This window comes from Flavisolibacter ginsengiterrae DSM 18136 (genome assembly GCF_059568575.1).
The window spans coordinates 151,282-163,481 of the sequence record NZ_JCANTR010000009.1 but is presented as its reverse complement, the minus strand read 5'-3'; the positions used below and the strand labels follow the sequence as shown (position 1 = coordinate 163,481).

Genomic DNA, 12,200 nt, shown 5'->3' with positions numbered 1-12,200 from the left:
AGGCAAGATTATCCAGTGAGAATAGTTTTGCCTGATAAGTAAGAAATTAAAAAAAACAGAGAAAGCTTAGCTATATAAAGGTTGTGGGGGATGATCAATTGCATACCTATTTGGACACGGTAGATAGGCAACAAAACGTATGCAATGATTTATTGAACTTTGACAATGATAAGGCCTGATGCTTGAAGAGATACTGATAGTATGTTTAGAAAGGTTTTTTATAGGTTCCGAAGTTCTGCCTGATTTTTTATCGGAGTTTTTACTTTGATGAAATTCATTTGCCAGTTTAAAAAATTCTTCCTGGTTGTTTTGGATCTCCATTTTACTATAATCAGGGAGGCATAATAAAACCAATTCGCCATGCTCTACTTTCCTCTTTACATATTTGTAGATATTACCGTGGAGATTTATTTCACCATCTACTCTTTCAAAATCGCTTCGGTCTATTTGGTAAGGAAGTGAAAGCGGAATCCGTATTGTGAGTAAATCGGCTTCATTGTAATTGCCTTTATCCAGAGCTGAAATCATTTCCCTGTCAGCGTATATCTGTTGAAAGTAAAATACCAGTTTATAGCCAATAACGTTAAAGGCATAAATATTCAATAACAGTATAGCTGCCAATTTTCTCAATTACTAATGGAGTTCGTTTCGTTTACAATTTATATTTTTTTGTGGGAAATCAGGTATTGAATCAGTAAGTAGATATGATTAGGTAAAATAAAATAACGGTAGATCCTTAGAAATTGAGCAGAATGATTTCGTGAAGCCAGGTGGAATATTGAATCCTGCCTTGTTTATTTTAAAAAAGTAAGCTAAGAAATATTAGTGTTTACCTAAGAATTAGAATTTCATTAGAATATAGTCTTGGGAAGTATTACCGCTATTAAGTATCAATTTTGCGCAAGAACGAAAAATACAATTGCTTTATGACATTACAAGCTATTGTAAATTACAAAAACGGGAAGGCTTATTTTGATATTTTACCTGATAAGCCAGGGATTTATATAGCCCGACTAGTATTATTTGAGGGGAGTAAAGCGGTCAATATGCCAGAAGAAATTATCCTGGTAAGAGGTTTTCGTCATTGGACGGGGAGTCATTCGGATTACCAACTACTTTCAGCCATTGGTAGCAAAATAGAGGAGCATCTTGAAAAAAAATCGAAGAAAATCAAGGGAAATAGCAAACACAATGAACATATGGACCTGGATATAGATTAGAGGAAAATAGAAGAAGATCCTTTAAATGTCTTCCTAGTACGTGCTATTTTAAAGATTCAATTTACTAGTACTTATTTGTTCAGTTGTTGATTCCACTATATAATTCTTTTTCAATTCCTCATAGAATGAATGTTTAGTAATTAACAATGCTGCAAAATTTGAAATCATAGCAGCCAGCATCAGGTGAAAAATTACACTATGGCGATCTGTCATCTCCAGAACCAATATTGCTGAAGTAAATGGAGTACGGGTTACACCCGTAAGAAAACCTACCATTCCGCTTAAGATCAAAATATTTGCATTAGCATCTGAAAGGTGAGCAAGATCGGAAATAAGTGTACCAATGGATGCACCTGCTGCAAGTGAAGGCGCAAAGACCCCGCCAGCAGCCCCTGTATTAAATGCAATGATAGGGCCCAGGATACGCATGGCCACACCGGAAAAGCTTGAAGTTTTTTGTTCTGTAAATAATACCTGATTCATCAGGTCTTTGCCAGAGCCAAGGATGTCATGATTTATACATATTGCTAAAAAAGCCACCAATAATCCGGATCCTATCACCAAGGACATTTTTTTGATCCATGAAAATGAGGAGGTCCATTTCATTACAGAGGTAATAGCTTTACCCATAAAAGCACCCAATAGTCCGGATGCTATTGCAGTTGTCACTACCCCCAGAAAGATGGATATTCCCAAACCTTTGACATTTGGATAACCAAGGTACAGGTAAGGACCCAGAAACCCCTGGGCCGTCAACCCAGCAATAATAACCGCTGAAAAAAGGGCAGACCGGAAAAAACGTATATGAATCTGAGCCAGTTCTTCCATGGCAAAAACAATTCCGCCCAAGGGCGTATTAAAAGCTGCGGCGAGACCTGCAGCCGCACCAGTCAGAATATAGCTTTGCCGCGAAAGTTTAGGCCAGGAATCAGGGATTGCTTTATTAACAAGGCGGAAAATTGAACCTGCGATTTGAATAGTTGGGCCTTCTCTTCCAATAGCCCCCCCACCTAGAACCATTAGGAGGCTTGACACTATTTTAGTAACCAGGATGCGAAAGCTTAATAGTTTGTTTACATTTTTATCATTTTTAGCATTGGCCAATTCAATTGCTGCCATCACCTGAGGAATGCCACTTCCTCTTGTTGCAGGGGCAAATAAGTATATGATAAGCCAGGCTGAAAAGAAACACAGGGGAGCCATGATAAATATCATCCAATAGTGCCATTGTAATATACCATTGAGGATGTTCTCACCCAGGACAAAAAGTTTTGTATAACCCACTGCTACCAGCCCTACCAATAATGATGCAACGTAAAAGGGTATTGCTTGTAAAACATTGACCTTAAGACCATTTGAAAAGAAAAGGTTATAGTAGTAAAATATCTTGTTTTTAACGTTGGTTTTCCAAACGATCTTCATTATTGTTCAAGTATTTAAAAGTAATTCCATTACGATGCCTGAATTTCTTCGTGGTAGACCTTACTTACAAAAATTGTTTGTGTTGGAAATGCAAACTCGATTTGTTCCCTTTCAAACATCTCCATAATATCCAGGTTAATTGCCTGTTGTTTGTCCATATATAAATTGTACTCAGGAGAATTTACATAATAAACAACTTCAAAGTTAAGACTTGAGTCTCCAAATGATAAGAAATGCGCCCTGTCATAGCGGACCAAATCGAGATCATCGATGATGTTTTTTATCATTAAGGGAATATTTTTAAGCTTTGCAGGAGGAGTGTTATAGACTACACCAAAAGAAAAGACTATTCTTCTTTCCTGCATTCTTTTATAATTATGTACCCTGGAATTTGTGAGATCGGTATTAGAGCAAATAAGCTGTTCTCCATTTAACGTGCGAAGCCTTGTTGTTTTAATACCAATGTATTCAACAGTGCCCATTTTATCCTGTATTACGATAAAGTCGCCTGTTTCAAATGGCTTATCAAAAAATATGACCAGGTAACTAAAGAGGTCTCCAAGAATTGTTTGAGCAGCCAGGGCAATAGCTATTCCGCCAATACCTAAACCTGCAACCAGGGTTGTAATATCATAACCAAGGTTATCTATAAGAAAGAGTATACCTAAAAGCCAAACTATAACCTGGATAATTGATAAGATGCCCTTTGCCTGTTTTTCTCTTTGCTCATTTTTCTCTTTTCTTGAAATAGCAATTTTGAAAGAATAGAATAAAAAAGAATTTATTATCCTAAGTATAAAGAATAGAATAAAAATTAAAAGCCCAATATGGACGACCTGTGCAGGCTTTTGTGGAAGATCAACATATTTAAGGCCAGTGTAAAATGCCATCATATACAATAATGGCATGCCTAATGACTGTAGTTGAACTATAAAAAAGTCATCAAAAGTGTTCTTTGTATAAAGGGCATATTTTTTTATGCGCTTAATGACTACAAACTGAAAAATTCTTAAAAGGCCCATCAAGATAACCATGATGGAAAGCGCTATAGCCCAATCCTTAATGGTATTGTCAAATATTTGTTCTTTCCAGATTGAATTCATTAATAATTCCCCTAAGTATGTGGATAGAAAAAGAGTGTGGAGTTTTACAAAGGTAATTATATGATTGCCTATTGATTTTCCATTCAATTATTCTAATGTGATTTTAATAAAGCAATTAATTATTTTATTTGTGTATGTTATATAGTTTAATTTAAGAGAGTTGGGAATATTCTCATTGAATTATTACAGGTTTGTAAATTAATTTGCTGGTGTCCTTTTACTAAAATCATTTAATGGTTTATTTATTTCAAAAGATTTTTGATCTTCAGTCCACATCTGACAAATCGGGCAGTATTGAAAGAATTAGTGAAGGGGTTTCTATCCGAGGTTATAACATATGGCTTTTATTTTGCTCTGCAGTTCTGGCATCCATAGGGTTAGATACTAATTCAACTGCTGTTATAATCGGAGCGATGTTAATTTCTCCACTCATGTCGCCGATACTAGGTATTGGATTGTCATTGGGTATACATGATAACCAACTGTTATGGCGATCATCGAAAAATCTTTTGATTGCCGTTATATTAAGCCTTATTGCTTCTGTATTGTATTTCCTGATATCTCCTTTTGGGGAGCCCACAGCAGAAATTGAAGCCAGAACCTTTCCTACCTTATTAGATGTTATGGTTGCATTATTTGGGGGAATTGCCGGTATTATTTCCACCTCAAGATCCGGCCCTTCCATTGCATTGCCTGGTGTTGCAATTGCAACGGCACTCATGCCTCCACTTTGTACAGTTGGATACGGTATTGCTACCCAACAATGGCATTTTTTTGCCGGAGCTTTTTATCTTTTTTTCATTAATGCAGTTTTTATCAGCCTTGCTACATTTTTAATAGTTAAATACTTAAAGTTTCCCGAGAAAGTATACAGGACTACACGGCAACAGAGAATTTATAATGTATTGTTTCTTACATTAATTATTATAGTGACCATACCAAGTATATATTTTTTGATTGGTGTGTATCAAAAAGAAACGGTTAGAAAGAAGATCAATAATATAGTTTTAAAAAATATTTACAACCAGGGAAATGAAATTTTAAAATGGGAATTGGAAAAAAAAGATTCAGCAACCTTAATTAAAGTATATCATTCAGGCCTGCCTATCCCTGATAGTTTAAAAAATGATATATCTCATCAATTAGTTTTGAATGGTATCAAGGGATATCAATTGGTACTACACAGGGTTAATATGACTAAAGAAGAGGTCAATGAGTTGAGTTCAGGAGTTATCCGGAATATGTTTCAACAGATGGAGTTAAAAATGTTAAACAGTCAAAAAGATGCCCGGCAAGCAGATACATTGTCTTATCAGCAGGTAATACAGGAAACTAAGATTGCTTTTAATTTTATTGATACAGCTACAAATGGATGGCTATCTATACCAGATACCTCAGGTTCAATTAGGCATATCCCTGCTTTTTTTTACAAATTCAATCAACCCGTCGAGCGTAAAGAGTTTGATCAATTGTATAAATTTTTGAAGGTTCGATTTTCTGCTGATAGCGTGGTAATGATTAAACTTTAACCTTTCAATTGTGCAAAATGATAACATGAATGCATTTTTGTATTATCCCATGCATTTTAGAATATCTCTATGCCTGTTTATTGTATAGTGAATAAATCATTGTTCAGCTTATACTTTATCCATTCCATGTTTTAATACTGTTCTAATCTTATTTTAATACGCATCTATGTTCCAGGCAATACCTTGTGGGTAACAAATGAACAACAACCGATTATTTATTGTAGCCAATCGTTTGCCTGTAAGTATTAGCAATGAATGCGACGAATTGAAAATTCAGCCATCTTCAGGTGGGTTGGTTAGCGCCATAAGTAGCTACCTGGATCATTCAGATAGTCAATTTGTTGAGACTTATTGGACGGGGGTGCCAGGATGTACGCCTCCTGACTGGGAAGCGGCAGCCTATCATTTATCTAAAGGTACCTTTACATACCTTCCAGTTTTTGTTTATAAAGAACAATATGATAAGTATTACAATGGACTTTCTAACTCAGTATTATGGCCATTGTTTCATTATTTTCCATCCTATGCTTCCTATGATAAAGATGAGTATGAACAATACCTGATGGTAAATGAAAGGTTTGCAGAAGAGTTGCTTAAATATTGCCGTGAAACCGATACTGTTTGGATTCATGATTATCATTTATTGCCACTTGCCGGAATGTTGAGAAAGCAACTGCCGAATATTACCATTGGTTTTTTTCTTCACATTCCATTTCCTTCCTTTGAGATATTTAGATTATTGCCGAGGTATTGGCAACAAAATTTGATAAAAGGCATGTTAGGTGCTGACCTGATTGGTTTTCATACAATAGATTATGCGTCACATTTTTTAGAGACTGTTCAAAAAGTTCTTGGTTTTGATAATAATAGGAACATCATTCGTTTCCAGGATAGATTGGTCAAAGTAGATGTATTTCCCATCAGTATTGATTTTAAATTATTTAATGAGTCTTTTGATAGGCCGGAAGTAGTTGACAGGAGAAAGTTGCTGAGGGAGAAAATGGAAGGGTGGAAGATCATTTTTTCGGTTGACAGGTTGGATTATACAAAAGGTGTGCATAATCGTCTGAAGGCATACGAACTTTTCCTACAACAAAACCCAGAATATTTAAATAAGGTTGTTTTTGTGATGAACATCGTTCCTTCCAGAGATGATATACCGAAATACATGGAGCGAAAGCAAATGATCGATGTCCTGATCAGTGGCATCAATAGCAGAACAGGAAATCTTCATTGGCAGCCTATTATTTATCGCTATCAATCAATGGAATTTGAAGAGTTGTTATCACTTTACATGCTATGTGACCTGGCATTAATTACACCCCTCCGAGATGGAATGAATTTAGTGGCTAAAGAATTTGTTGCAAGCAGAAAAGATAAAAAAGGTGTGTTGATCATTAGTGAAATGGCAGGCGTGGCCCGGGAGTTTGACGCAGCATTATTGATTAATCCAAATGATATACAGGAAATGGCAGAAAAAATAAAAGAAGGACTTGAGATGGATGAACAAGAACAATGTGAAAGGATGAGAAGCATGCAGCAACGATTAATCAGTTATGATGTTAAGGCATGGGCCCAGGACTTTATGATAGGGTTAAAAAATATTAAGCTGAAGCAACAAAGTTTCCAGGAAATATTTTTAGATGAATTTTCCAAGCGGAATTTATACGACCAATTCAGAAATGCCAATAACAGGTTACTGTTGCTGGACTATGACGGGACTCTTGTTCCATTTACCTCGACCCCTGAGCAGGCGGAGCCCAGTGAATCATTATTAAAATTATTATTAGAGTTATGTAAAAAAGAAGCCACTGATGTATATATAATTAGTGGCAGAAGCAGTATATGGCTGGATAAATATTTTGCTACGTTTCCTATTAATTTAATTGCTGAACATGGAGCCAGATTTAAGCTTAAAAATGATAAGGAATGGACCACAGCTGTTCAAACACATAGTGAGTGGAAGGAAAACGTGCATAATATTATGGAAATGTATGTGAGACGTTGTCCTAATAGTTTTGTCGAAGAAAAGGAGTTTTCCATTGTCTGGCATTACAGGAATTCCAATAATGAAATAGGTAGTTTGAAAGCAAAAGAGTTAGCTGGCGAATTAAAGGAACAAGTCAATACCCGGCAACTGCAGGTAACTCAGGGAAATAAAATAGTTGAAGTGAGAAACCGGGGAACGGATAAGGGAACGGCTATAAAAAAAATATTAACTAATAAGCTCTACGATTTTGTTTTTGCGGTAGGAGATGATAAAACAGATGAAGATATGTTCAAAACTCTTGTGGGGAGACCCAATTGTTTTACTGTCAAGGTAGGTCCTAATGCCTCCTATGCACAATACAACCTGCTGAAGCCACAGATGGTGATCTCATTGTTAGAAGGATTCAACCATTTGCCTATTTCACGATTAGTTCACTAATTGTGTGAAAGGTTGTAAAAGTTGAACAATTAATTTTTTGTTGAAGATGGAATAGCGGTGTTGGTAATGAACACGGCAGATTATGCGTTATGAAGCATTTTTTTTATTTGTCATAAAAACCAATAATCCTGATATAGCACCAATTGTAGATGCTACCAAAATGCTCAATTTTGAGTTGCTTACCAATGCAGTGTCAGAATATGCCAGATTGCTTATAAACATTGACATGGTAAAACCTATACCTCCTAATAGTCCAATCCCAGCAAGGTTTTTCCATGTTATGCCTTCCTGCAAATTTGCCACGCCCATTTTTACTAAAATAAATGGAACCATAAAAATGCCTATGAGTTTGCCAACCGCAAGTCCCAGAATTATACCTAATGAATTGGAAGAAGAAAGACTTCCAGAGATATTTGAAGGTAAAACTATGGCGGTATTTACCAGGGCAAATATGGGTAAGATTATAAAAGCTACGGGCTTGTGTAAAAAATGTTGTAAATGATAAGATACATTTTCTTCATCATCATTATGAAACGGAATGACAAAGGCAAGCAGAACCCCTGCAATTGTTGCATGTACCCCGGACTTCAGAAAGCAATACCACATGAAAATGCCTGGGATGATATAAAAAATGAGGTTTTTAACCTTTAGTCTATTCAATATAAATAAACCTAGCAAAATACCACTGGCAACCAGCAAATAGGTAAATAATACTGTTTTGGTATAAAAAAAAGCAATAACCAGGATTGCTCCTATATCATCAATAATGGCAAGTGCTGTCAAAAATACTTTAACTGATATAGGTACTTTTTTTCCTGCCAGTGCCAGTATTCCTAAAGCAAACGCAATATCTGTTGCCATTGGAATTGCAAAACCTGCCTGTGTTTCTGTACCCCTGTTGAGGAAAAAATGTATAAAGGCCGGGACACATATACCACCTATTGCTGCCGCAAAAGGCAAAATGGCTTTTTTAAAATCTGCCAATTCCCCAACATAAATTTCCCGCTCCACTTCCAAACCTACCATTAGAAAGAATATGGCCATTAAACCATCGTTAACCCAATGTTCTGTAGAATAATCCAATGAAACCCTGGCAAACGACAGGTCTATATCCTGGTGTATAAAATGAATGTAAGCATCACCAAAGGAAGAATTTGCGATAAATAAAGAAATAATTGTGCAGATGACAAGTAGTAAGCCTGCTATTTTTTCACTATCGAAAAAAGCTTTAAATAAATCGGCAAATTTACTGGTCATTGTAAGTTGTAGTTTTGGTGGACAAGTAAAAGGAAGTGCTGGCTTTTAACTTACGATTAGGCTAGCAAAAATAAGGGCTAAAGCCTGTTCTATTTTTGTAATCGATCAAGCATCGCTTCCATTTCTGCAATTTCTTTTTCCTGGGACTGTATGATCTGTTCTGATAATTTTTTTACTTCCGGGTCTTTAATGTTGGCGTGTTTACTAACCATGATTGCAGAGGAGTGGTGTGGTATCATAGCTTTCATGTACTGAACATCACTTATGGGGGTTTGTGTTCGTAAAGCGATCAGAATAATTACAAAGAAAACAGTACTTCCTATTACGATTGCTGTATTTGTTTTCTTATCAGGATACATATTTCCCATCATTATCATCATCACCACTGCCATAGGAGCAACCATTAACAGCGCCATATAAATTCGCGTAGCACTTGTATGATAATGGCCCAATTTATCCATATTTAAGAACATTACCAGATACATAATTAAAAACGAAATCAGGATCATTACTATAAACTTTCCATAACTCATGCCTTTCATGGAAGACATATGGTTTTCTGGTTTCATCTTTTTCAATTTATTGTTAGGAAAAGCAGGCATCAAGCCCGCTTTATTATGTTTTATGCCGCCATTTTTCTACATTCCACTGCACATTGCTTACAAGCGCGTACACATTCCTGACAATGTTCTGTCTGGTGATTGCTACATTCAATTGCACACAGATTACAGATTTCTTCACAAATGCTACAAATAGCTTTAGCTTTATCGCTTCCCAGACTCATCAATTGAGCTGCAGTATAACAGATAGCTGCACACTCCATATCTAACTGAATGCATTTTGCCATCATTTTGACATCCTTTTCCTTGGTACATGAACTTGCACAATGATTACAAATAGCTGCACAATTTAAACAGGCTTCAATGCAGGACTTGTAGGTGTGGTATCCAACCATGATAGAAGTTTAAAGCTTTGAAGGCACAAAAACTAAACCATGCAGGATGGATGTTAGATTATAATACAATTAAAATGCGATTTAGGAGGGGTTATTTACTGTTCTTTTATCAGTTCTTTTGAGGTTTTATGCATAAAATCAAGTTGTGAATAATTGACTGAATAATAAATGAATCTTCCTTCTCTTTTTGTAAGTACTAATTGTGCATTTCTCAAAATGGCAAGGTGCTGGGAATCTACGGGCTGTTCGATATTTAAATTAGTATGAATATCATGGACGACGAGGGAACCGTTATCATGAATATGACGAAGGATATTTTTTCTCAGTTTGTTATTAATAGCTCTTAATCTTAATGCGGCTTGTTTCAGGTTGTCTTCTTCGATCATTAAAGGAGTTTTCATTTGAAGTATTGAGTTTAATTAATTAGTAAATATTGTTGGGAGAAAAATGGAAGGGAAAAAATTATCCGCTTGCTTTCTGCTGTTGAAATGTTTTCAAGACCGCCAATTTTTTACATAGAGCTGTCAAATTTGGAAGATCGTGGATGAGATGAGGGTTTGTATCGTCTTCACTTAAATAAGCCTGTAAAAGCTTATTGTCCGCATTTTCGTTGGCTGATTGGATAAGTAATGGTCCCAAAGACTGGAAGCGTAATTTCCAAAGCAAGGCAGAATGGGACCAGGATGAATTTGGGGTTAATTTCTATGGTCATCCCTATGCCGGTAATCTTTATTATGATGTAGCTCGGTCGAACGGTATTTGAATTGAATGCATTTGACACGTAAGGAACAAAAACTTTTTTTGCAACTTTATTTACAGAGCAAACAGCGAACAGATAAATACCATTGAGGAGAGTCTAGAGAAGGAAGTTAATCCGTCATCGCTGAAGCTTCGGCGGACGAGGGGAGTTTGTAGTTTTTAGTTTGTGGTTTTTAATTAGTTTCGATTGGAGAGGCTTTTGTTTGAGAAACATTACTTAGGATGAAGAGAGGGACATTTGGGACGATGGGGACAATGAGTAGATACTGGTATTTGGAGAAGCTTAACAGATGTATTATAGGGAAGCCTCCATTTAACAGATACATGGATAAGGGGAATTGCACTTCGGCCAACAGAATATTTCTAAAACCAAGGCTGTAGAACAACAACTAAACACAATAACTTTAATGGACGACACAACTGAAGGGAAACTACAGCTAAAGGGACATGAATCTTTGGCTTCAGAAATTTGTTCCACGTTGCCGGTAATAGCTAAATAAAACTTTCGATGATATGAATAGAATTAAACTAACTATTATCCTATTTATTGTGACCCTCTTTTCCTGTAAAACGAAAATTGACTCAAATAAAAATGCTGATTCTTTATTTGATATTAATTCCGAACTTAAAAAATTCAATGGCGATTCTATAACTTCTTACCGCACAGTTAAGCTAGACTCTATCGTAAATATGCTCATAAAGAAAGATTCAATTGGAACCGCTTTAGGACAAAGTCAGGACAGCTCGCTTTATTTGTTAACTGTCAGGCCAAAGACAGGTTATGTTGAAATCCATGAACAATTTGATGATGTAGCAATAATCCGCTCGGGAAATGGCATTCTTAGAATTGGACATCAAGTGGGAAAAATGATCAGATCAGAAGGTGTAGAACCATCACGAAATTGGTTTTGCGATAGCATTAAGAATGCAACTGTACAGAAGGTTTCTCCTGGAGACTTTATTATTATTCCTGCTATGACTGCTCATCAATACATACCTGATTCTGGCGATACGCTGACATACTGGACAATTAAAGTCAAGCACCTTAAAAAAAGTTAGTGGAATTATTGTAATTATCAGGCTACATCCCGCCGCCATTGTATCCTATGTAAAGAGATAGATGGTTGTTGTAAAAATATTATGGTGACAGTCATGGGTTTTCCAAATATTCTGTTGTTGTAGGTTTGTAATGCTGCACATTAGGGATAGGGGACGAGTGTGACCATTGGGACAATCCGCCTTCGCTGAAGCTATGGCGGACAACCCGCCTTCGCCAAGGCTTCGGCGGGCGAGGGGGTCATGAGTCGGGAGTCGGTAGTCTGGAGTCGGGAGAACAGGAACCGCAGAACAGATGAACAAGGAATATCGAATTTCGAAGGAAGTAGCTTGGAGAGATGGGGCTGGAATTAGGGAAAAGAAAGAGGGACAAGAGGGACAATCCGTCTTCGCTAAAGCTATGGCCTACAACCCGCCTTCGCTGAAGCTATGGCGGGCGAGGGGGAATATTGAATTTTGAAGGAATCAGGT

The 12,200-nt window shown here is 36.5% G+C and carries 12 protein-coding genes; 5 read left to right on the top strand and 7 right to left on the bottom strand.

From position 1 onward, the window contains the following. Positions 1 to 66 precede the first annotated feature (66 nt). Positions 67 to 621: a hypothetical protein gene (locus BP74_RS11425; protein ID WP_496374179.1), complete on the bottom strand. Its 555-nt coding sequence runs from the start codon at positions 619 to 621 to the stop codon at positions 67 to 69. A 305-nt stretch (positions 622 to 926) separates the two neighbouring features. Here BP74_RS11425 and BP74_RS11420 point away from each other — a divergent pair, with 305 nt between their 5' ends. After that, complete coding sequence (locus tag BP74_RS11420; protein WP_496374177.1) at positions 927 to 1,220, top strand: hypothetical protein; 294 nt, start codon at positions 927 to 929, stop codon at positions 1,218 to 1,220. Positions 1,221 to 1,268: 48 nt separating this feature from the next. Here BP74_RS11420 and BP74_RS11415 read toward each other — a convergent pair whose 3' ends face one another. Next, a complete protein-coding gene (locus tag BP74_RS11415) occupies positions 1,269 to 2,642 on the bottom strand; it encodes a chloride channel protein (RefSeq protein WP_496374175.1) in 1,374 nt (457 codons plus the stop codon). A 29-nt stretch (positions 2,643 to 2,671) separates the two neighbouring features. Next, positions 2,672 to 3,832, bottom strand: a complete 1,161-nt coding sequence (locus BP74_RS11410) for a mechanosensitive ion channel family protein (RefSeq protein ID WP_496374173.1) — start codon at positions 3,830 to 3,832, stop codon at positions 2,672 to 2,674. 146 nt (positions 3,833 to 3,978) lie between these two features. Between BP74_RS11410 and BP74_RS11405 the strand changes: the two genes are divergently transcribed. Together BP74_RS11405 and BP74_RS11400 are read left to right on the top strand one after the other, a co-directional pair. Then, on the top strand, positions 3,979 to 5,274 hold the full coding sequence (locus tag BP74_RS11405; protein WP_496374171.1) for a TIGR00341 family protein: 1,296 nt from the start codon (positions 3,979 to 3,981) through the stop codon (positions 5,272 to 5,274). Between the two features lie 196 nt (positions 5,275 to 5,470). Further along, positions 5,471 to 7,702 carry a bifunctional alpha,alpha-trehalose-phosphate synthase (UDP-forming)/trehalose-phosphatase gene (locus BP74_RS11400; RefSeq protein WP_496374169.1) on the top strand — a complete coding sequence of 744 codons (2,232 nt, stop codon included), beginning with the start codon at positions 5,471 to 5,473 and terminating at the stop codon, positions 7,700 to 7,702. 87 nt (positions 7,703 to 7,789) lie between these two features. Here BP74_RS11400 and nhaA read toward each other — a convergent pair whose 3' ends face one another. From nhaA to BP74_RS11380, 4 genes are all read right to left on the bottom strand, one after another. Further along, positions 7,790 to 8,959 carry a Na+/H+ antiporter NhaA gene (gene nhaA, locus BP74_RS11395; protein ID WP_496374167.1) on the bottom strand — a complete coding sequence of 390 codons (1,170 nt, stop codon included), beginning with the start codon at positions 8,957 to 8,959 and terminating at the stop codon, positions 7,790 to 7,792. A gap of 89 nt (positions 8,960 to 9,048) precedes the next feature. Beyond that, positions 9,049 to 9,528, bottom strand: a complete 480-nt coding sequence (locus tag BP74_RS11390) for a DUF305 domain-containing protein (protein WP_496374165.1) — start codon at positions 9,526 to 9,528, stop codon at positions 9,049 to 9,051. A 53-nt stretch (positions 9,529 to 9,581) separates the two neighbouring features. Continuing rightward, a complete protein-coding gene (locus tag BP74_RS11385) occupies positions 9,582 to 9,914 on the bottom strand; it encodes a four-helix bundle copper-binding protein (protein WP_496374163.1) in 333 nt (110 codons plus the stop codon). A 95-nt stretch (positions 9,915 to 10,009) separates the two neighbouring features. Beyond that, positions 10,010 to 10,315, bottom strand: coding sequence for an ArsR/SmtB family transcription factor (locus BP74_RS11380; protein ID WP_496374161.1), 306 nt, complete (start codon positions 10,313 to 10,315; stop codon positions 10,010 to 10,012). A gap of 194 nt (positions 10,316 to 10,509) precedes the next feature. On the opposite strand from BP74_RS11380, the gene BP74_RS11375 reads away from it, so the two are divergent. Both BP74_RS11375 and BP74_RS11370 read left to right on the top strand, forming a co-directional pair. Next, complete coding sequence (locus tag BP74_RS11375; RefSeq protein WP_496374159.1) at positions 10,510 to 10,677, top strand: DUF3943 domain-containing protein; 168 nt, start codon at positions 10,510 to 10,512, stop codon at positions 10,675 to 10,677. Between the two features lie 509 nt (positions 10,678 to 11,186). Then, positions 11,187 to 11,732: a hypothetical protein gene (locus BP74_RS11370; RefSeq protein WP_496374157.1), complete on the top strand. Its 546-nt coding sequence runs from the start codon at positions 11,187 to 11,189 to the stop codon at positions 11,730 to 11,732. The last annotated feature ends 468 nt before the right edge of the window (positions 11,733 to 12,200 follow it).